Genomic DNA, 21,706 nt, shown 5'->3' with positions numbered 1-21,706 from the left:
TGTTATGTTGTTATTTCCAGAACGCTTAGGGAAGCTCAAGTTCCTTCCAGTTTTCTTATTGCTAGCACTCGTACTTGGCGGCGGCATCTTATCGTGGTATCTTTGGCAGGAAAAGCAAATTGAGGCACTGCGGAAAAACGTTTCTGAGGGCAGTACCAGTGAAGCAACAGAGCGCTCCGCAACCCTCGAGAAACTCAGCTTGCGCAAACGTGAAGTCCAACAGCTAAAAGCACTGAATCTAAAAGCGAAAGATCCGCAGGAAGCCCTTAAAATCCTCGATTCATTGATGGAGGATGCAAACGCAGAGGACTACCAAGAGAACACTGTCTCATACTTAAGCATCGCGATCGAATCGAAGCTATATGAACAGGCAGACCAAGCGATTAAGAAGCACTACCATAATTTGAATCACGTGCCAGACTACCTTTACTGGTGGGCACGATACGAATACGAGATGGACCAAACCGCGGAGTCCTTAATCGTGCTTGATCGATTGCTCGCGATTGATTCCGATCATTCATCAGCTCGCCTCTTGCGGGCAAAGTTATTGCTCGGGCTAGACTCTTTTGCCAACTACGTGCAGGCCAAGGTGAATTTGCGTGAGGCCGCCCGCGATAATAGTTCCGTTGGCACGGAAGCGTTAATCCTTTTAGCCACACGACCTGAGATACCACTGTTCAATAATGACCGAACATGGCTAATTCGAGAACTTCGCGACAGTTCTAAAAATAATGCCAGCACTGGATTGCTCGCCTCAAACCAAGAGCTTATTCTAAAGCCAGAAGAGCGTGAGCGCATTATCCAGGATGGGATCAAGCAATACGGAAAATCAGCCCCGGACTATGTCGCTCCATGGCTGCTTAGCATTCGGGCCATTCCAGAACTTCAGCAGTTCTTACTGAGTAAAGACGCGCGTGGGCTAAATCCTGACCAAAAATTCGAATTAAATCTAAAAGTCGCGCTGGATCAGGGGAATTTTCAGGAAGCTCAAAAGCTACTCACTAATGTGCATTCCGACAGTCGAGTTAATAAATTACAACGAGCGACGCTCTTGGCACTGATCGAGAATGATCAACTAACTGAAACGCCTCCCGAGCCGACCCAATACTGGTATAGTGCACAAAGCTTGGCAATGGAGTCTGGAGACGCCAACGCGCTGACCACACTGGCCCGATTAGCCGCAAGGTCACGCTGGTGGAAAGACTCACTTGCAAGTTTTTCCGCAGCATTAGAATCCACAGAGTCACCAGTCGCACGTGCTCAACTTTTACAAGAGAAGTTCAACGCTGAACTGCAGATTGGGCGTACCCAGCAAGCATTAGAAGACGTTCGGCTCTTTCTCGACGTCTATCCCAAACACAGCGTTATGCTCAACAATCGATTCTATCTGGAGGCACTGCTGGATGTCCAAGAGGGTCCCATCCCATATCCGTCTGAAAAGATCATCAAGGAACTGGATGGCTTCATCTGGTCAACTTATGCCTTAGCCTTATGGCGTGATGGCGATTTCCAGGCTGCCCAAGAGGCTCTTGATCAACTACCTGATAAATACCGTCCTCTGCCCTCATGCCAATTGATTACTCTGTTAGTCGCCTTAGGAAATAACCAATTAGGCGAAGCCCGGGCAATCTCGCTAAGCATATCAGAAAGCGCCTTGTTACCAGAAGAGCGTGCATTATTATTGGAAGCCAAGCAAAGGCTCAATTCCTAGACATGAGTACTGCGACCCTTAAGATCTGGCTGCTACCTTTGTTGCTTCAATTCGCGTTCTATTACCAGATATGTGGTTTCTGGGACCCAGATTCGCACTATTTCTTCGGCTGGGGAGTGCCAGTCCTGAGCCTCTTTCTTTTTTGGACGCGAGCAGAAGACGAACCTCCGCGTAGCCTGCCTACGTTTGGTTGGCTGATTCCAGCTATGTTTTTCCTCGGGCTATTCGCGATAATTCGAGTGCTGTGGGAAACGATGAGCACTTGGCACATGCTCAGTTGGTCAGAGGGTCTTTGCCTCGCCGCTTTTGGGATATTCTGGGGAATGGCTTGGGGCGGAGTACGTTGGTCCCGGCATTATCTGTTCCCTTTAGTTTTCTTTCTAACATCAATTCCATGGCCTGGGCGCATCGAAATGGCAGTCAGCGATTGGCTGACCGGCCACATTGCTAACTTTGTTACTGTTTCCCTTCAAATGCTCGGCATCCCCGCCATGCTTCAGGGCATCCAAATATCCATTGGCGATGCAGTTGTGGAGGTCGCCGAGGCATGTAGTGGGATTCGATCCCTCCAATTCTTACTCGTTACAACGCTCTTTCTGGGCGAATACGGTCAGCTTTCAATGCCCCGTCGTATCGCCTTGTTGATCGCTGGCATGTGTGCCTCTTTCGTACAAAATGCAATCCGTGCTCTGGCCCTTGGTTGGATCACTGGCATCGAAGGCTCCGAAGCCTATGATCGCTGGCATGACAACACTGGCGCGATCACCTTTGTCTTCGGACTAGGCGTGGTCTTTATCGCATTTCTAATTATCGAGCCCAAGAATAACAAGTCCGCCAAACCAGCAGCTAAACCAAGTACCTTCCCTGTCTCACGCTGGTGCTCGATACTCTCTATGCTCGCTCTGCTAGCCTACGGAGGAGTCGAGTTCTTTCGCTGGCAATGGTATAACATGCCAGAGCTGAATAATGGCGACCACTGGGAAATCGATCCTACGCAGTTAAGCAAATTACCAGCCCATCGCACCCTGAAAGTCGATCCACTGGTGAAGACACTTTACGAAACGGAAGATGTCTATTCGGGCCAATTTCTCGTGGGTGAAAGCTTGGTGAATTATTTCTTCATCACTTGGACGGATGGCTACCCTGTCATGCGGGCCAATGCACATACGCCTGAGGTTTGCATGGGGACAGTGGAAGGCATGTTGACCACCAAACCACGTGAGGTACACATGCTCCAGCAGCCATGGGATGACACCGAGTATGAGAGCTACGAATTCCAGCATCCAATCAGCTCGGAGCGCATCGCCGTCTACCGTAGCCTCATGTTGCCAGTAAGCACGCAGAAATATAACCAGTTCTACCTGCAAGCATCGAGTGGATGGTTTGATAAGTTAAAAATGTCATATCGAAATTTCTGGGATCGTATTGACGAAAACAGCATGGTGACCCGACAGCTCCTGTTAATCGGAGTCACCTCCCCTTCATCAACCAATGAAGAGGACACTCTTTATCGATTCATCCATGAGGCATTAAATAAGGATGAAGCCAGGTAACTCCACTAGCGGCTCAGTATGAATTTCTTCCAAGAATTATTCTTTCGAATAAAAGACACACTTGCTGACATTGGAGCCTATCTCCGCTTTGGCCTGAAAAATCAGATCAAGTCAGTCTTTGCATGGATTGATGATCAGTTCTATATGCTCAAGTTGTGGAAAGAGGCACTGCCAAACGCGCGCCGCACACGACAACATGAGAGGAAAGAGGCGCTTAACAAGCTGAAGGATCAATTACTGGAGATACCACAAAAGTTACTCCATTTCCTTTGGGACCTCATAACCTCACCCAAACGTGCCTTCCGGCAAATGAAAGGGGCATGGACATACGTCAGTTCCATGTCACTGAAGAGCATCCTCGCCGGAATTTGGGGGTCCTATATTGCTATCTTGTTAGCGATAATTGACATCTTCGAGGGCCTGTTCAACCGATGGCTGGCGATGCGGATGCTTACCCGTATTCTAACGATACTAGTCCTGCTCGTTGGCATCGGTTTTTTGATCAGTAGTAGGTGGGTGATAGACGAGGCAAAGCAATGGCGCTCTGATCAATTGGTGCAGGAGGCACAAACTCTTGAAGATCAGGACTACGAAGTAAAAGCCTACGAAAAACTACGTAGCGCGGCCTTACTCAATCCAACCAATACATCAGTGCTCGAACGCACCATGGAGACTGCTCGTTCATTGGAAACCGCAGAAGCCGTCTGGTGGAGCGAGCAAATGACCAAACAAAAGCAATTTGATGCTCCGAGCATGGCTAAGGTCATTGATTATGCAGTAGATTATCATCAAGTGCCGACTGGTGCCAAGTATTTGGCACGCCTACAAGCCCAGCATCCAGATTCACAGCAAGTCATCGACACCGAACTCAAGTTACTCCTTGCGCAAGGACATCGTAATCGCGCACTCACACGTGCTCGCGAAATGTACGCAAAAGGGATGGAAACGCCCCTCGTTCACGACATCATTATTGGCCTCGCGAATAATGACGATCCAGCTATCGCAGAACAAAGCAAACAGCACCATCGCGATAATTTGATGCGCATGGACGATATTGGCCTCTATCTTTGCGAAATCGCACTCTCTCAAAGTATCGCCGAAAACCAAGGGGACAATGCCTTTGACTACCTGGCCATTCTAGAGCACCTACGCAAACATCCAGACTCCAATCGCGAGCATATCACTCTAGCCGTTGGACGCGCTTATGAAGCTGGACAATTAGGCCGCGAAGAAGCCCTGCGGTCCATTCTGGAAGAGTATGACCTGAAGGACTCTGATGAGCGAAAGTCGGTATTTGGTGTCCTTAATTTTTTCCACATTGGGGATGTCAGCGATATACTGATCACTGAAAATGATCTTCGACGGGACCGTGATCTCTGCCGTCATTTACTTTACTCACTGATCATGTCGGATAGCCCAGATATCGAGCGCGCCAAGGAATTAGTGGATATTAATACTAAGAACAGCGCGCTCAACGAGTCGGACAAACACTTTTGGAAAAGTTTCATCCACTTATATGAGGGCAACAATGAAGGCTACACCCTGGAAATGCTCCAAGCCATCGATGAATCCGATGTGAGTGATTGGGGCGAAATCGAGTTCCTTGTCAAAACCTACACCTCACCACATCAGCAGCTGGTATTTTATCGAGAGTTATATGGCCTGACCAATAGCAACCCCTACACCATACGCAAATACGTCGAACTGCTATATGCTCTCGGCCTTAGCGATGAACTCAAGACGATCCTGAAGCATGTTAATCTGGATCAATTCAAAGGTGACCCAGACTCAATGAGCCTAATCATTTATCTGAAGTTACAGTTTGGCCTGGATCTAGAAAAATGTCGCTACTACAGCGAACAGTTCATCGAGGAGTTCCCTGAAATATACTACTGTTACATCACATTAGCCTTTGCTTACTTCCAGTCAGGTCATGAAAAAATGGCGCAGGCAGTCCTGAAATCATTGCCGATGCAATACCAACCAGAAGTTCTATCTAGCCATCATCGCCTAGCATATGCCGCTGTCACTGGTGATCTTAGCTATTTGCCAGACATTTCAACGGCCATCCTTCCCAATGAAAAGGCACTCTTTCTAGAGGGAAAAAAATAACGCCCAGCCTCGAACCCCAAAAACACTTCTAAAGCACTGATTTAAAATAGTTTAGCTCAAATCATACTGGATCACTGAATACTAAAACAAGGTAATTATAGAGCAAAATTAAATTCCACAAAATCAATCGTGTAAGGCCTTGACTTCACATGAGGAAAATCTCAATGTGAATAAATTATAAATCTGCAACAGGTACTACTACTATGAACAATTATACGAAGATCATTGGAATTTGTGCACTTTCCGCTACCGCATCATCCGCTTTTGCTGGCATAATCGTCGGTGGCGATTTCAATTCACCAGCCTATCGTACAGGCGGTGGACTCGTGCATGTTGAAAGCAGCGACTTAAACGGTGGCTGGATTGGATCAGATAATCCAAATCGTATCTTCAATGGTCTTTCAAACACGACTGTTCCGAGCCAATACGGCAGCTATCTAACAGATTCGACTTCTGGCAATGGAGGCGGCGGCTTCTTCCTCGCTACCAACGGTACAGCTTCAGCAGCAGGCCGCACAACTGCATGGAATCTTTTTTCGATGGATGCAATCGGTGAAAGTGGTTTCGTAACGGACATTTCTTTCGACGCTGCAGTATTCAGTGATTACAACACAGCTGACGCTGGCGTTGTTACCACTACGGGTGCAAACATCAACAATACGGCAAACGTTCAATTTGCACTTTACGGATTTACCGGCGATGCCACGGCTTTGGCAACGGCCTTATCGAGTAATTCCATCCTCGGACAAGGTTATCATATTAATGACCCTGCAGGCTTCGGCTTCACCAGCATTATCAATACGAATCTTAGTGCCGTTTCAAGTCTAAGCACCGATGCTGCACCAGCATGGGAAACGCAGAATTTCTCAATTGCTGGCGCAACAACGTATGATTACTACCTACTCGGTGTGGTCAGCACTGGTAACGCAGTTCAAGGTGTAGGCCTCGATAATATCAGCATCGCTGCAGTTCCTGAGCCTTCTACCTACATTGCTGGACTCGGTTTCGTAGCCCTCGGCTACTTCATCTATCGCCGCCGCGCCAAGAAGGCCATCGCAACAACAGAAGAAGTAGCCAGCTAAATTGCAGAGCAAATCTTTCATAAAGCGTGCTTGGTTAAATCCAAGCACGCTTTTTTTATGTGTCATGCGTCGTTCGCTACACTTTTTCCTATTCTGGCTTTTCTCAACTACTGTAGCCCTCTCTACACCACTCGCTGAATATACAGTCACTGAGGTACTCGGCCGTAACTACGGTCCGGAGCTTATCCACTTTCCGCTGAATGCCAATCCTTCAAGCACCAGCAGCCTGATTGGTCCACAAGGCCCGATCCCCTATCAGATATCAGGCGAAGATATTTGGTTCGTCACAGCCCCACTTTCCGCAAGTGAATCCTCCACATACAATCTCGTTGATAAACCCGCTGCCAAGCCCACGACTCCTCAACTTTCCGTTAATCGCACCACCAGTTCCATTGAAATCTCCACTGGCTTGATCAGCGCGCGCCTTCCTCTTGGTCAAGGCAATGCCACCCCTCCCCCCCCTCTCCTCGGCCTCCGCCTAGGAACTGGTGAATGGTCCCCCCCTAGCGAGTGGCAAAATCCCCAACTCATCAAGCAATGGTCATCAAGCATCCTTGAGGAAGGGCCCGTTTATATTAAAACAAGGATCAGCTACGAACTCACTGACCAGACCTTGGCATCGTTTACGGCCACAATAATCGCAGGAGATTCTGCCATTCGATGGCGAATGGCTGTCAGTGGCAACAACCCCGACACCAAGCTGGTATTCGCATTGCCCAACGTATTCAATGTCCAGCGTGTGACATTGCCAAAGGGCTACGGACAATGGGCAAAACAGGATCGCCAATTGCAAACAACATCGGCGGCCAATGGATTTCTGCAACTAAGCCCAAATACCAGCCTGCTAGGGCTATTCCCTGACCACCCCTCCCATGTTGTGTTCACCAACGGGCAGACAACCTTGGAATTATCCTCCAGTAAGCCAGGAGATTGGGTCTCGCCGCCATCCCCCCAAACCTATTTTGGCCAACAGCAGTGGAGCCTACCCATGATTGAGCAAATGTGGGTCGGTTGGCGTGAGCGCGGAATGCCCGTCGTTTATGGGAAAAATGGAGCAATCAGCCTCATTGCCGACTTTGCACGTGGTGCCCGTGAGTGGCGCATAAGCAATGCCCCTCCCCTAATAGGTGACCAACTCGCACATATTCAGTCCCTCAATCTAGACTGGGCCGAAACTGCGCAACACCCATTACTTTTCCTAAACGCAGCAGAAATCACACTAGCCAATCAAAACCAGCCTTCAAGCCAACTGGGTAACCAATGGGCATCCGCAGCAGTCGCGATTGGTCAACCGAAAGGGATAACCGACCGCGCAGGCAAGGCCATCGCTCAACTAAGTAAACAGCTCTCACTTCTGGGTAATTTTGACGTCATGCGCCAAGGTATCGCCACGGCCGGGCTTTATGATACGCTCATCGATTCAGGCTCACTAAGCGCGAAGCAGCGTAACCTATTCCGGGCTCAAATGGCCTACTTAGGCTATGTATTGGCCGATCCCATGTGCTGGTCATCAGAACGAGGATATGGCTCCGGAAACCCCAATATGCATTGCTCCTATATTCTCACGCTTGGGGTCGTCGCCTGCGTATTACGGGACCATCCTATGGCAGATACTTGGGCAAATTACGCGGGCGACTGGCTGGATCATTGGCTGACTGCGGAAGTCGGTTCCGCCGGCGAGTGGATTCCCGAAGGCTCACATTATGGTAATGTCAGCCTAGAAGTCATTATCAGCTTCGCCATTGCATCACAACGCGCTGGCTACCGTGATTTCACGAACGATTCACGCTTGAAAAAGTTGATCAGTTTCTTTGCCCGTATGCACACGCCGCCGGACCCCAAACGAGGCGACAAACGGGCTACAGCAGCTTACGGTCGAGGCATTGCCGCCGAGCAACTTGCAACGATTGGCATCGCAGCTCGTATGACAGCCAAAAGTGATCCTGACTTTTCCGCCGAAATGCAGTGGTCATGGGCTCAGTCTGGGTACCCCGCACAAATCGGTGACTTCCGCTTAAGTGGGCTCGCTGGCTACTATCTCGACCGAAATTTGCCACAGTCTCCTCCCAAGTGGGGTTCCGAAAACTTTCCTCAATTCGGCACCGTTTTCCGAGCAGCATTCAATACGCCACAGGAAAGCTTCGTCAACATACTGACCGGCGTTGGCTCCGAACGGAATTTGGACATCTGGACACCCAGCGTAACGGACATTGCCCAATGGTATGCCTTGGGCAAGCCTCTCAGCACCAGCTTCACCATTCTAGCGGGCACTAAAGACCGGCATGAACTCTTGAGTGAAGGCGTTCAGTTAGCCCGCAATTACCAACCCGGAAACAATGGCCTACCCTTTGGTTATTACTCGACAACGCATTTTTCTGCTTTCGCCTCACTCCCCGGCCTCGACTATACCCGCACAAGTCGCACCAACACTAAACGCGACGATCGCAATTGGCTACCGCCCGACCTGCCAGCATATCCACAAATAAATGAGGCTCAAAGCGGCCAACTGACCGTCGATCGACAATTCCTCTTTATGCGCGAGGAAAACCCTGAGGCACCAGCTTACCTTGTGGTACGGGACACCACCTCTGGGGGAGAACCCACGGTTTGGCAGTTCTGGACGCTTTCCAACGGGCTCTTCACTAGTAACGAAGCAAGCCTCGGCAAACAACTTGGAGACTCCACCCAGCCTGCACATCAATTGCCATCAGGGGATCACTACACCGCCCTCGGGCAATATGGAGTTGATCTAGAATACTTTATCGCCTCCCCCCAAGGCACACCACGTCATACCTTACGCTATGGCGGCGATGTGCAGCATGAAAAAAACCACAAACAGTTCCAAGACCTCATGCACCTTCAGCTACCCCATGATGGCTCGTATTTCCTCGCCCTGTTTCCCCGCTTTAATGACCATCCAGCGCCAACTTTTTCAACAGACGAGAGTCGGCGAATCATCCGAGTGGATCTGCCCCAAGGGCGAGATTATGCGTTTTTAAGCGATCAAAATGAAAAGGCCAGTATGGATGAAGTAACCTTTGGAGGTACCGCTGGAGCTGCCAAAGAAAGGGGCGCTGAGCGCGAGCTAATCCTCGGTGCACCAGGGCAAGTCCAGCTAGGAAAATTGAAGCTCGAGGGCGACTTCCCCACAGTATTAAAAGTGACCCAAGGCCGACTAATGGTGAGCACGACAGACGACTGCCCAGGCGGTTCGGTAAAAATCGTCGCGCCCGGTCAATGGTCACGTATCAAAGCACGTAAAGGACCGGCAGCCTTCAAGAATTCAATTGAGCTACAGCTACCAGCAGGCGAAAGCCAATATATCTACGAGGCTCGCTAGCCCCCCCCCCCCCTCTACTCGGGGCATCTCTAAGTAGTCGGAAAAGACAAGCTAAGACGGGCGCAATTGGGTGCATCGCGCGTCAACATCAACTCCCCAAAATGGCGGCTCATTATCAGGCGAGACAGGCGCAAAGGAAGCTCCGCCTCATCACTATTTCCCATCCGTAAATCCACATCCAGTATATCAGGCAGGGAATCCAGTCGCTCTGGCATTGATTCCCATGAGAATTGCACCGTAACCATGTCACTAGTCGCCAGAAGCTGAATGGTGATAGCAGTCTTTGGCACAGCCATCGCAGTCATCCAAGGCAACAGCTGGCTAAACATCAAATTGACCATGCGGACATCGGCGTAAATCTCCGCACCAGTTTCGCAGATAATTTGGCGATCTAAATTCCGATCAGCAAAGAACCCTTCCCACGCTGGCCAGGATATCTCATCGCGAAAATTCACCATTGATCGGATGATCGTCTCGTTGCCGGAAAGTAGATCGCCCCACTGCCGCACATTCTGGAAGAATCGCTTTAGGCCAACGAGTTTTCTGTCCATATCCAGCGTCGCCCAATCCATTCCACCGGCGTCTTGATACACAGACTCCCAATCCGTCGCTTGACGCCTAAGCTCCTCATTAAGCGCCTGATTGAACAGCTGCTGCTCATGCATAATGCGCTGAAGACGTTTCTGGTTTGAATAGGCCTGAAGGTGATGGCGAACTCGTAGCACCAGCTCCTCCCGATCAAAAGGTTTGATCAGGTAATCTGAACCTCCGACCTCTAAACCACGAATAATTTCTTCTTTTCGAGCGAGGCCCGTAAGAAAAATAACCGGAATATCTCGTGTACGCGGATTCGCGCGCATGTGACGACAAACTTCGTATCCGCCCATTTCGGGCATCATAATATCGAGCAAAACCAAATCGATCGACTGCTGCTCTAGTATTTCGATTGCTTTGGCACCGTTCTCGGCCGGAAAAAGACGGCAGCGATCACCTTCCAAAAAGCTTTTCAAGATGATTAAAATGCTCGGAGCATCATCCACAACCAGAAGATTTCCAGCAAAGGTGGGCAAAGATTTCGCAGTAGTTTTCAACATATCAATCAAAGCAGAACAGCCCCTTGGAAGTAAATTGAATATTCATAGGCTCATTACCCGTTATATTCGGTTTAAATGAGTCGATTTTGCGAATAAACCAATCAAAATCGGTTCCTCTTAACAGTGCTTGTACTAATCCAAGAATAAGCCCCCAGCGGTGAAGCTGAGGGCTTAGATAAATAATTGCCTTGGAATCGTAATCGCTTAGCGACGGCGGCGGCGGAACTTGTTTTCGAACTTCTCCACACGACCAGCGGTGTCGACAAAGCGCTTTTCACCAGTGTATGCAGGATGCGAGTCCATAGTCACGTCACAGACGAGCACGTTGTATTCGACGCCGTCAATAGTTTCCTTCTGCTTGCCTTTGAGAGTCGAGCGGGTCAGAAATTTCTTACCACTGGAGACGTCTACGAAGCAGACCGGATTGTAATTGGGATGAATTTCGGTTTTCACGTTAAAGGAATCCGTTGAGGATCAACCCTGACGCGCCTTGAAGCGCGGGTTGGTCTTGTTAATGACGTAGATGCGACCGCGACGACGGACTACTTGACAGTCCGGGTGGCGGTGTTTCAGCGACTTGATGGAAGATACGACTTTCATGATTGTGAAATTTGGAAAAAGGGAGAAAAAAGCCTTTCGCCAGCGAAGTGTCAATGGATTTTTGGAAGAGGTGTCATTTTTTTAAAAAATGGTCTTGCCAATAGCTAGGCCGACACCCAGTTTCATCCGCTTTTCCTAAGACAAATCTCAACCATTTGACAACATGTCACGAATTTGCACCGTAACCGGCAAGCGCCCAGTAAAAGGCCGTAAAATCCACCGTAGTGGTCTGACCAAAAAGAGCGGCGGCATTGGCACGCACGTTACTAAGTGCGTGAAGCGTACCTTCCGTCCAAACCTTCAGCGCATACGCGTCAAGCTGCCTAGCGGTCAAGTCAAGCGCATGTGGGTTTCTGTTAAGGCCATCAAGGCTGGCATGATCGAAAAGGCCTAGCTTCAAGCAAGATTTTTACTCTTTCACCAAACCGTCGCATTCGCGGCGGTTTTTTTATGTCGTCGCCACTCGATGACTTCGCATGATGACAAAGGGTTCAGTCTTGCCATAAAATAAGAAATCCTGAATCTCTGAACTGGTTCCGCCCTATGCCTGCGAAAAGCCTGCACCGACACTACGCAATACCGTACCTGGACTTTACAGACTTCTGGGATATTTGCGGCTATTTACTTCGCGTACAACCCCAGTTCCCTAAAGTCCGCTACAGCATCTATGCGGACCACGGCCCCATAGTAGAAGACGAACATGACATTTCGTTGATTCTCAAGGTTCTCCATGACAAGGCCACCTCGATTTACCGGTTCCACGCCACCCTTTATAACGGTAAGGTTGATTCCTCTCTTTGCGCCCAACTCGACTACATCACCGAAGCCGGGGATTCAGTCAACTCACCAATGGGCCTTACGGTACAGACTCCATCCATCTCCAGACTGAACACTTTTGAATTTGAGGGAGTATTGCTGGAAAAATACCAGCTCGACCACGATTCCGAGCCACGTATTGAATTCGGCATCCCCTGTGAAGTCCTGACCACCATCATCGACATGCGCGGCTTCTCCGCCTTTTGCGAGCAACCTCAAATTGAAAGCCCTTATACTTGCGGCCTCATGTACGCCTTTTATCAGGTGGTGGAGCAGCGCTTTAACAAATTCCGCCCCGATCTCATCAAATACTTGGGCGACGGCGTGCTTACCCTTTGGGAAACGACTTATGAAGACCGCGCCGCAGCGCTTGACGTGTGCCTCACCGGGCTTCGCGAGCTGCAAGAACGCTGGGACATCGTTCGCCGTGCACCGCAATTCAGCCATGGTGCCCCTTCAGAGGTCGCAGTCGGGCTGTCTTTCGGCTTGGCCAGCCAAATCCCTGGTGCAGATGACTATATTGGCCGCCCCATCAACGTCGCCAGCCGCCTCTGTAGCGTCTGTAACGGCTCAGAAATACTCATCGACCGATCAGTCCCTGGCCTCGACGAGAGCATCCCCAAAGACGACATCTCCGTCCACATTAAGTCCTTCGGTCGCTACAACGTGTGGCGCATGAAGACCCGGTAAACGGGGTAAATTAAAATCGCGGAAGTTAAGCGCCCCCCCCCCCCGACAGATAAATCGATCGGCAAGTGAAGTTTTCAATATTACCAGCCATTGCAGCTGTTGTTCTCCTTACCGCTTGCGGCAAAAAAGAGAATCAAGTTGCGCGTATAGACGACGATCAGCCCTCTGAGAGTTCGTCCGCGCCAGTTGGCTCTGAAATGATGACCCAAGACGCCAAGCGCCTTCATCAGGAAGCGAGATTGAAGGGGCAGGCTGGCGAGTATGACGCCGCGATTGCCCTACTCAATCAAGCTATCCAGATCGCCCCCGATTGGGCATATCCACGCTATGATTTGGCCTTTACGCATCTCCTGATCAATGACCCCGCAAAGGCATTGGCGATCTATCGGCAAGTCGACGAGCTAGAGCCTCAGGGATTCTTCGCGACCAAAACAGCCGTCTGGAGCCTAGAGCGCGAAGCAAAGGAAGAGTTTCCGCGAGGATTATTCCTTTCCTACACCATGCTCGAATGGGAGCAGAGCAATGAGTCGAAACTCCAAAAAGTGAATACACTGATCAAAAACGCGCCGAATTTTGCTCCCGCATGGAAGGAAAAGGCTATTTTGACCGAAAACCTTGATGACCGCATTAATTACCTCAATCGAGGCTTATCCTATAATCCGGACGCCGAAACCAAGGGCATGCTGATCATGAATAAAGCGATGGCGCTGCAACTCTTGGGACGCCAAAAAGAAGCAAATCAATTGCTGCAAGGGCTAATCACCGACCCGCAATCCACCCGAGCAACAGTCTCTCTATCGCAGCAGATTCTCAAGAGCATGCAGCCATAAGGCTTCGTGACTAAAGACCCGCCAAATGCTCTACTGAGCGCTTGGAAACCACGCCTGAAAAGACGCAGTCTGCTTCTTTTGCCAAGAAGGCTCCTCGATACCGAAGATTTCTTTAAAAATACCGGGGAAATCGTCGTCAATGCGCGACAGCGTCTGCTCTTCGCCCTTGCCTTCCAGATACTCCACCTTGCAAATCCAGTGGCTTTTTTGAAATGCATCCGCCCAAAGGGTAAAAGATACATCCGGCATCTCCTTGGAGAGCTTTTTAAGCGCCTTGAAAGGGGGTTCCCACTCACAGTGAAAAAGGACACGGTCCTCGCCAACCTGCACCTTGTCGCCGAATTCGGCAGCGATCTGCTTCACCGCCTCAAAGGCGGCTTGGCGCTGTTCGGCGTTAGTGGACGCCACGGCAATTACGTTATTAATATCGATCTTCGGAGTCATCTTTGGTGGGACAAAGCCGCGCACTAAAGTGCCCGCTGCCCGAATTGGCCAGCCCAAATTCACCCATCAGGCGGATTCCCCGCTCAATCATTGTGCGATTGGGCATCTGGAAACAACGACTCAGCATTCGATTCTGCTTTTTATTTGCCAAACGAAAGTACGGGGCATGATGAAAAAATGCGATTTGCAGTTGAACTGCCTTACGAAAACCGTTGAAACATAGTCGGCTTAATCATTACCACATAAAACCTTAAATCCCTGCTGCAATGTCCCGACCTGTCACCTTGTTCACCGGCCAGTGGGCCGACCTCTCCCTAGAAACGCTCGCCCCTCGCATCAAGGAGATGGGCTACGATGGCGTAGAACTCGCCTGCTGGGGCGACCACTTCGACGTCTCCCAGGCCGGTAAAAAATCATACCTCACTGAAAAGTGGGAGCTGCTTGCTGACCACGGTCTCAATTGCTACGCAATTTCCAATCACCTCGTCGGCCAGGCCGTCTGCGACCTCATTGACGAGCGTCACAAGTCCATCATCCCCGATTATGTCTGGGGAGACGGCAAGCCGGAAGGCGTCCGCAAACGTGCCGCCAAGGAAATGATCGCTACCGCCAAGGCCTGTCGCAAATTCATGGATGCCAAACCCAAGAGCTTGGGCAAAAGTTCGTTCCCCGCTGTCGTGAACGGCTTCACTGGCTCCAGTATCTGGCACCTCATATACTCTTTCCCACCCGTCACCCCCAAGATGATCGAAGACGGCTTCAAGGACTTTGCCGCCCGTTGGAAACCCATCATGGACGCCTTTGACAAGGTTGACATCAACTTCGCCCTCGAAGTGCACCCGACTGAAATCGCCTTCGACATCGCCAGCGCTCAACGCGCCCTGAAGGCCATTGGTGGCCACAAACGCTTTGGATTCAATTACGACCCATCCCATCTCGGCTATCAGGGCGTCGACTACGTGAAGTTCATCCGCACCTTCTCTGACCGCATCCACCACGTCCACATGAAGGACGTCTGGTGGGACCATGGCGACGGCTCGGTGGGCGTCTTCGGCGGCCACACCGACTTCGGCGATCACCGCCGTTACTGGGATTTCCGTTCGCTCGGCCATGGTGACATCATGTTCGAAGACATTATTGTCGCGCTGAACGATGTTGGCTATGCTGGCCCACTCTCCGTCGAATGGGAAGACATCCGCATGGACCGTTTTCACGGCGCTGCGGAAGCCGCAGAATTCGTGCGTAGCGTCGATTTCCCAACCAGTGATGTCGCCTTTGACGCAGCGTTCGACAAGGATAAGTAAGCTGGCTATACAACTGCATTAAATTTCCTGATTGTACAGCATTGCGCCCCGGTGCGCATTTCATTTCTATTCCCAGCATGACTGAGAGGGTAAAGTTTGGGCGTGGTTTGATCGCGTGCCCCAGCTGTGACGCATTACATCGTCGGCCAGATGAGTCTCTGACCGGAGATGGCCACTGCGTCGCCTGCGGCCACAAGCTGTTTACTCGAATCCCGAACTCCATTCAGCGCACTCTCGCCTTATCACTGAGCGGATTGGTATTCTTTTTGCCGGCTAATATCTTTCCGCTCGTCACGCTCTCATCTTACGGAGTACACAATCAGAATGAATTAGCTTCTGGCCCCATCGAGCTACTGTCCAGCCGCATGCCCGCCGTGTCTTTACTGGTGTTTCTAACGAGCATCGTGTTCCCAATCCTCCTCCTACTGTGCCTTGGCTACGTCTCGGCCTGCGGCCAGCTGGATCGCTTTCCAGACCGCTCGTTCACCCAGGTAATGCGACTGCTCAAGAAGCTTTACCGTTGGGCAATGATCGACGTTTACATCCTCGCCTGCCTCGTCGCCTTTGTGAAGCTCGCCGACCTCGCTAAAGTCGATCCCGGAACAGGACTTTATTGCTTGGCAGGCGTTCTGGCCTGCACCGTACTCGCAAGCCTAAGTTACGACCCGGACCTACTCTGGTCCCGTTATGTCACCGCCAGTGAAAGGCGACGCGCATGACCCCTCCCCCCCCCCGCCCAACCGCCAAAGCCCATCAACTCGTAGCCTGTGAAAGCTGCGGACAACTATCACGCCTGCCTAAAAACACCAAGGAATCCCTTACCTGCCCGACATGTGGCGAGCGTGTCGAAAGCCGCATTGATCGCATGGTTTCACGCACCTGGGCACTGGTATTGACGGGCATGATGCTCTACATCCCGGCAAACTTGTTTCCCATCATGACACTCGATATGATGGGAAATGCACAGGCCGATACCATCCTCTCGGGCGTCATCCAACTTTTTCAAAGCGGTATGTGGGCCATCGGACTGCTTGTCTTCTGCGCCAGCATTGTCGTCCCATTGATGAAGCTCATTGGCTTGGCTTACCTGCTAATTTCCGTCCAACGAGCCAAGCCAAATCGCAAACGCGACCGCACCCGACTCTACCGCGCCATTGAAAGCATCGGCCGATGGTCCATGCTGGACGTCTTCTTACTTTCAATTTTGGTCGCTGTCGTGAACCTTGGCCAAATCGCCACCATTAGCCCCGAAATTGGCGCTGTCTTTTTCGCCGCAGTCGTCATCGTCACGATGTTCGCGGCCAACACTTTTGACCCGCGCGTGCTCTGGGATAGCGCGGAAACAGCTACGCATCATGGATAATCAAAATAAAGACTCTCTGCCCGAAGTAGTGGTGACCAAACACAGCGGCTTCTCAATCATCTGGGTCGTGCCAATCATTGCACTGCTAGTTGCTGGCTGGCTAATTTACAATAGCTACTCCAAACGTGGCCCTGATATCACCATCACTTTTCAGGATGGGTCGGGCCTAGTTGCTGGCAAAACCGAAATCCAATACCGTGGCGTCAAAGTAGGCATGGTCGAGAAAGTCCATCTCGACGAAAAATTATCACAAGTTGTGCTAAGCGCACGGCTCGATAAAAGCGCTGCCGGACTCGCAACGAACGGCTCATCCTATTGGGTCGTACGTCCGCAAATTGGCCTCGGCGGGGTACGTGGCCTCGATACTCTTCTTAGCGGCCCATATATCGGAGTTTCGCCGGGTAAGGAATCAACACCGGCAAAATCATTTATCGGCCTGCCTGAGCAACCACCAGCAGGCCCTAACGAACCCGGCCTGAACATCATCCTGCAAGCTGAAAAGCTCGGCTCACTCACTGACGGTGATCCGGTTTATTATCGCGAATTCCAAATTGGTGAAGTGGATCAGGTTTACCTCTCCAGTGACTCCCGCTCCGTCCATGCGCATATCCACATCAAAGCTGAATATGAACCGCTTATCCGCGAAAACACGCGCTTCTGGAACGCATCAGGCATCGGTATGAGCCTTGGCCTCTTCGGTGCCAAGATAAACACTGAGTCCCTGTCCTCCATTCTCAGCGGTGGCGTCGCCCTTGCCACTCCAAACAATGATAACATGGGTCCGCCCGCCACTGATGGCACTGTTTTCAAGCTATATGACGACCCTGAAGATGATTGGGCCGATTGGTCTCCCGACATTCCACTTACCATACCAGATGTCGAACTCCCGATCACTGCCAACGCTTCTCCAGCCGCCATTAGCATTTCCTCTCAAAAGGATAGCAATACAGTCTCCCAGCCCGCTGGAACTGATAAAATAAGCGACGAATCCACCAATTCGCCACCAAAAACACTGCCTGTTGGCCCGCCCGGAAGGCATCAGTAATATCTCAGCAGGCCCATTGATTTGATCGAGTATCGACCTTATCGATGCTGCGCATTTTCAGATCACCTTGGATGAGAGCCATCTTCTTGGCCCGCGACCATTTCTTGAGCTGACGCTCGCGTTTGATCGCAGCAGTAGATTCCATGGACCTTCGACGAATACCAGAAGGAAATCTTTCAGCTGATTTGTCTGTCGTGCACCTGTTCCATCAATATGACGCTGAATACGTTTCGCAACATTATGAGTCTGACCGACATATAACATTCCGTTGCACATCAACAAAATGTACACCCAGCAAAGCCCTTCGACAGGCTCAGGGCATTCGACGCACACTATCCCTTCTGGGAGTTCCATTCTGTTTGTCTCCAATATATCATTTCGACCTGCCATGAGCAAGCGGAGCGCACCGAATGGCGGATGGGGAGGGATTCGAACCCCCGGAGGCTTGCGCCTCAATAGTTTTCAAGACTACCGCGTTCGGCCACTCTGCCACCCATCCAGAATCAAGAAGCGAACTATTCCCATGTCTGCGGAGAAAGCGCAAGGCGATTTTACACATTGCTCAACACTTGCGCTTGTCGACGTTTTGATTGTATTAGTTGGCTAATGGGCTCCCAACCAAAAACAGACCACGACCATGACCATGGTCATGACCACCAACACGGCCACCAACACGGCCACCAACAGCATTGCCACAAGGAACAAGCAGGCCACGAGAAGCATAACCACGCCAAAGACAAAAAAGAGGGCGACTGCTGTGGACATAATAAAAATGACTGCTGCCACGAAGAAGAAAGCCACGTACAGCCTATTCACGACCAACACGATCACAGCTCATGCTGTCATGGACACAGCCCGAAAAAGCAAACTGGCTCAGCCGATCCCAACGCGGTTTACACCTGCCCCATGCATCCGGAAGTTGAGCAAGTCGGACCGGGCGAATGTCCCATTTGCGGCATGGCTCTTGAGCCAAAGGAGCCAACTGGCGCTATTGACGACTCCGAATACCGCACCATGCGGAAGTATTTCTATGGCTCACTGATCTTCTCCATCCCGGTCTTCTTGCTGGCAATGCTCCCAATGATTCCGGGGCTTGGCGAAGCGGATTTTTTCCATTCGGCAGCTAACGGTTGGCTCCAGTTTGCACTTACATTGCCAGTCCTGATTTGGGCAGGCGGCTTCATTTTTGTGCGCGGTTACAAATCAATCATCAGTTGGAACCTTAATATGTTCTCGCTGATTACGATTGGCGTCGGCGCAGCATTTGCCTTCAGCGCCCTCGCGGTCATTGCGCCAGACATCCTACCTGATGCGTTTAAGATGGGGGGGCAGGCCCATTTGTATTTTGAGTCAGCAGCGGTTATCGTGTCCCTCGTCTTGCTTGGCCAAATGCTCGAAGCGCGCGCCCGTGGCAAAACTGGCGAGGCGCTCCAGCTTTTGATGAGTCAGACGCCGGACACCGCAATCGTGATCGATGAGAGCGGCGAGGAAAAGGAAGTCAGCCTCGACGAGGTTAAAGTCGGTCAACGCCTTCGAGTCAAACCGGGTGCCAAAGTCCCAGTCGACGGCCAGGTGGTCGACGGCAGCGGCGCGGTTGATGAGTCCATGATTACCGGCGAACCCGATCCGGTGAAAAAAGCACAGGGCGATGCCGTCACTGCGGGCACACTCAACCAGCGCGGCTCGTTCATCATGACTGCGGAAAAGGTTGGCGGCGACACCTTGCTGGCTGGCATCGTTAGCCTAGTTGCTTCGGCGCAACGCAGCCGCGCGCCCATCCAGGCAGCAGCGGACCGTGTGGCCGGCATTTTCGTGCCAGCAGTGATCGGTATCGCAGTGCTATCGTTCATTTGCTGGGCGATTTTTGGGCCACCACCGCAGTTCGCCAACGCGCTGGTGAATGCCGTCGCGGTGCTAATCATTGCCTGCCCCTGCGCCCTCGGATTGGCGACTCCGATCTCGATCATGGTTGGCGTCGGACGCGCCGCCCGGGAAGGTATTCTGGTGAAAAACGCCGAGGCCATTGAGACCCTCGAAAAAGTCACTACCCTTGTCATCGACAAGACTGGCACGCTGACCGAAGGCCAACCCAAAGTGACCGATGTCGCCGTCATCGATGGCTCCAACGAAGGAGCCGTGCTGCGCTTGGCTGCGAGTATTGAAAAACAGAGTGAACACCCACTCGCGCTGGCTGTTATCCGTAGCGCGGAGGAGCGCGATCTCAAGCTGGCCAAAGTGACGGATTTTGATTCGGAAACCGGCGACGGCGTTATGGGCCAAATTGATGGTGCCGAGATCCGTGTGGGACGTTTGGAATTTGTCACCCAAGGCAAGGTGCCACAGAATGATTTAACCCAGAAAGGCGACACGCTTGCCAAGCAGGCCCGCACAGTTATCTGGGTCTCGAAGGATGGCCAACTGACTGGACTGATCGCAATTGCGGACCCCATTAAGTCCACGACCAAGGAAGCCATCCGCCAGCTTCATGCGCAGGGCCTGAAAATCGTCATGATGACTGGTGATAATCAAGAGACCGCCAAGGCCGTCGCAGAAGAAGTCGGGATCGACAAATACTATGCTGGCGTGAAACCCGCCGCCAAGCATGACGAAGTCCAGCGCCTCAAGCAAAGTGGGGAGAAGGTCGCGATGGCCGGTGACGGTCTCAACGACGCCCCTGCCCTCGCTGCCGCCGACGTGGGCATCGCAATGGGCGCAGGGACCGATGTCGCAATGGAGAGCGCGGGCATCACACTGGTACACAGCGACCTGCTAGGCATTGTGAAAGCACGTGCGCTGAGCCAAGGCGTGATGAAAAACATCCGCCAAAACCTATTCTTTGCCTTCGTCTACAATGGCGTTGGCGTCCCCGTCGCAGCGGGCATTCTTTACCCGTTTCTGGGTATCCTGCTCAGCCCCATGATTGCCGCCGCTGCAATGAGCCTTAGCTCGGTCTCCGTGATTGGCAACGCACTGCGGCTGAAGCGATTGAAAATTAAGAATTAAAGCCTCACTCAGCCGAAGGCTCCAGCCCCAACAGTCCCTTCACGTAACCCTTGATCATGCTCAGGAATTCGTGAATGCCATCCCAGCCGTATTCCTGGAAGAACTTCACGCAAAAGAAGATTGCAGCGGCGTAAACGCATATCGCTAAAAGACCAGCCGCTAGAGCAAAGAAAGCCAGCAGACCATCCTCTTCACTTAGGCAAACACCGACTAAAAAAATAACAAAGGCCGGAAACGTATTCGTGCCCGGAATGGGCAAACACATCAGCGCAGCCATTATAATGACCAAAATGGCAAGCGCCCGACGCCCAATCGGCTGGGTGACCCAGCGCATACGCGGACGGATCAAATGTTCGATCACACCCAGAAATTTCGTCGCCGCACTGATCATTTTCTGAAAAAAACCGTGCGGTAGGGTCATTTTTTTAACCTTATCTGGCAACCACGGCATCGCCTTACCTCGTAGCATTTGGACCCCGAGCGACAGGATCACGATGCCAAACGGAGTGCTATAGCCAGTAGCTGGCATGGGAAGCGCACCAGGCAAACTAAGAAGAATCAACAAAATCGCAAAGCCCTTTTCATCAACTACTTGCAGGATTTCTTCAAAGGTATAATTACGCTTTTCCTTAAAATCGCGGAACCGGCATAAGGCTTCAGATAAGCTTGTTCGATGGTCGTGCGACATATAAAATTTGGGATGTTCCAGAAAAATGCGT

General features: G+C 51.3%; 19 protein-coding genes, 1 tRNA gene and 1 pseudogene. 13 read left to right on the top strand and 8 right to left on the bottom strand.

All coding sequences use genetic code 11. From position 1 onward, the window contains the following. The first annotated feature begins 4 nt into the window (after window positions 1-4). The 5 genes from IE065_RS01840 to IE065_RS01820 all read left to right on the top strand — a co-directional run bounded on the left by IE065_RS01840 (window position 5) and on the right by IE065_RS01820 (window position 9,798). Entirely contained in the window at window positions 5-1,711 is a 1,707-nt protein-coding gene (locus tag IE065_RS01840) for a hypothetical protein (RefSeq protein ID WP_189511264.1), read from the top strand. A gap of 2 nt (window positions 1,712-1,713) precedes the next feature. After that, entirely contained in the window at window positions 1,714-3,264 is a 1,551-nt protein-coding gene (locus IE065_RS01835) for an exosortase/archaeosortase family protein (RefSeq protein ID WP_189511262.1), read from the top strand. Window positions 3,265-3,282: 18 nt separating this feature from the next. Next, complete coding sequence (locus IE065_RS01830; protein ID WP_189511259.1) at window positions 3,283-5,376, top strand: hypothetical protein; 2,094 nt, start codon at window positions 3,283-3,285, stop codon at window positions 5,374-5,376. Between the two features lie 203 nt (window positions 5,377-5,579). Further along, complete coding sequence (locus IE065_RS17945) at window positions 5,580-6,458, top strand: PEP-CTERM sorting domain-containing protein (RefSeq protein WP_200163152.1); 879 nt, start codon at window positions 5,580-5,582, stop codon at window positions 6,456-6,458. Between the two features lie 64 nt (window positions 6,459-6,522). Next, window positions 6,523-9,798, top strand: coding sequence for a hypothetical protein (locus IE065_RS01820; RefSeq protein WP_189511257.1), 3,276 nt, complete (start codon window positions 6,523-6,525; stop codon window positions 9,796-9,798). Window positions 9,799-9,827: 29 nt separating this feature from the next. Here the strand turns inward: IE065_RS01820 and IE065_RS01815 are convergent, their stop codons facing one another. The 3 genes from IE065_RS01815 to ykgO form a co-directional block, all read right to left on the bottom strand. Further along, entirely contained in the window at window positions 9,828-10,892 is a 1,065-nt protein-coding gene (locus IE065_RS01815) for a response regulator (RefSeq protein WP_189511255.1), read from the bottom strand. Between the two features lie 204 nt (window positions 10,893-11,096). Continuing rightward, window positions 11,097-11,345, bottom strand: coding sequence for a type B 50S ribosomal protein L31 (locus IE065_RS01810; protein WP_189511254.1), 249 nt, complete (start codon window positions 11,343-11,345; stop codon window positions 11,097-11,099). Between the two features lie 21 nt (window positions 11,346-11,366). Beyond that, window positions 11,367-11,492 (bottom strand): type B 50S ribosomal protein L36, encoded by a 126-nt coding sequence (ykgO, locus tag IE065_RS01805; RefSeq protein ID WP_189511251.1) that lies wholly within the window; start codon window positions 11,490-11,492, stop codon window positions 11,367-11,369. 163 nt (window positions 11,493-11,655) lie between these two features. Here ykgO and rpmB point away from each other — a divergent pair, with 163 nt between their 5' ends. The 3 genes from rpmB to IE065_RS01790 all read left to right on the top strand — a co-directional run bounded on the left by rpmB (window position 11,656) and on the right by IE065_RS01790 (window position 13,828). Further along, a complete protein-coding gene (rpmB, locus tag IE065_RS01800; protein ID WP_189511249.1) occupies window positions 11,656-11,886 on the top strand; it encodes a 50S ribosomal protein L28 in 231 nt (76 codons plus the stop codon). A 149-nt stretch (window positions 11,887-12,035) separates the two neighbouring features. Continuing rightward, window positions 12,036-12,998: an adenylate/guanylate cyclase domain-containing protein gene (locus IE065_RS01795; RefSeq protein WP_189511247.1), complete on the top strand. Its 963-nt coding sequence runs from the start codon at window positions 12,036-12,038 to the stop codon at window positions 12,996-12,998. A 65-nt stretch (window positions 12,999-13,063) separates the two neighbouring features. Beyond that, a complete protein-coding gene (locus IE065_RS01790; RefSeq protein ID WP_189511245.1) occupies window positions 13,064-13,828 on the top strand; it encodes a tetratricopeptide repeat protein in 765 nt (254 codons plus the stop codon). 30 nt (window positions 13,829-13,858) lie between these two features. Here the strand turns inward: IE065_RS01790 and IE065_RS01785 are convergent, their stop codons facing one another. Then, a complete protein-coding gene (locus tag IE065_RS01785; protein ID WP_189511243.1) occupies window positions 13,859-14,272 on the bottom strand; it encodes a hypothetical protein in 414 nt (137 codons plus the stop codon). 266 nt (window positions 14,273-14,538) lie between these two features. Here IE065_RS01785 and IE065_RS01780 point away from each other — a divergent pair, with 266 nt between their 5' ends. The 4 genes from IE065_RS01780 (at window position 14,539) to IE065_RS01765 (ending at window position 17,984) form a co-directional block, all read left to right on the top strand. Then, window positions 14,539-15,576, top strand: coding sequence for a sugar phosphate isomerase/epimerase family protein (locus tag IE065_RS01780; protein WP_189511241.1), 1,038 nt, complete (start codon window positions 14,539-14,541; stop codon window positions 15,574-15,576). A gap of 77 nt (window positions 15,577-15,653) precedes the next feature. Then, window positions 15,654-16,295: a paraquat-inducible protein A gene (locus IE065_RS01775; RefSeq protein WP_189511239.1), complete on the top strand. Its 642-nt coding sequence runs from the start codon at window positions 15,654-15,656 to the stop codon at window positions 16,293-16,295. Continuing rightward, window positions 16,292-16,939 (top strand): paraquat-inducible protein A, encoded by a 648-nt coding sequence (locus IE065_RS01770; RefSeq protein WP_189511237.1) that lies wholly within the window; start codon window positions 16,292-16,294, stop codon window positions 16,937-16,939. Before IE065_RS01775 ends, IE065_RS01770 begins: the two co-directional genes overlap by 4 nt. Next, entirely contained in the window at window positions 16,932-17,984 is a 1,053-nt protein-coding gene (locus IE065_RS01765) for a PqiB family protein (RefSeq protein ID WP_189511235.1), read from the top strand. Before IE065_RS01770 ends, IE065_RS01765 begins: the two co-directional genes overlap by 8 nt. A gap of 4 nt (window positions 17,985-17,988) precedes the next feature. Here the strand turns inward: IE065_RS01765 and IE065_RS17940 are convergent, their stop codons facing one another. The 3 genes and pseudogenes from IE065_RS17940 to IE065_RS01755 form a co-directional block, all read right to left on the bottom strand. Beyond that, window positions 17,989-18,129 (bottom strand): GIY-YIG nuclease family protein, encoded by a 141-nt coding sequence (locus tag IE065_RS17940; RefSeq protein ID WP_229792037.1) that lies wholly within the window; start codon window positions 18,127-18,129, stop codon window positions 17,989-17,991. A gap of 14 nt (window positions 18,130-18,143) precedes the next feature. Continuing rightward, window positions 18,144-18,338 (bottom strand): annotated as a pseudogene (locus IE065_RS18330) (GIY-YIG nuclease family protein); the annotation flags it as partial. 57 nt (window positions 18,339-18,395) lie between these two features. Continuing rightward, window positions 18,396-18,483: transfer RNA gene (locus tag IE065_RS01755), tRNA-Ser, on the bottom strand. Between the two features lie 107 nt (window positions 18,484-18,590). On the opposite strand from IE065_RS01755, the gene IE065_RS01750 reads away from it, so the two are divergent. Beyond that, the gene (locus IE065_RS01750; RefSeq protein ID WP_189511231.1) at window positions 18,591-20,987 is read left to right on the top strand and encodes a copper-transporting P-type ATPase; all 2,397 of its coding nucleotides are present in this window, start codon (window positions 18,591-18,593) and stop codon (window positions 20,985-20,987) included. A 4-nt stretch (window positions 20,988-20,991) separates the two neighbouring features. Here the strand turns inward: IE065_RS01750 and IE065_RS01745 are convergent, their stop codons facing one another. Then, window positions 20,992-21,675, bottom strand: coding sequence for an exopolysaccharide biosynthesis protein (locus IE065_RS01745; RefSeq protein WP_189511229.1), 684 nt, complete (start codon window positions 21,673-21,675; stop codon window positions 20,992-20,994). Window positions 21,676-21,706 lie beyond the last annotated feature (31 nt).

This window comes from Cerasicoccus arenae, from assembly GCF_014651635.1.
Classification (GTDB): domain Bacteria; phylum Verrucomicrobiota; class Verrucomicrobiia; order Opitutales; family Cerasicoccaceae; genus Cerasicoccus; species Cerasicoccus arenae.
Note: the sequence above shows the minus strand (reverse complement) of the source record. Positions and strands in the feature narration are given on the sequence as shown.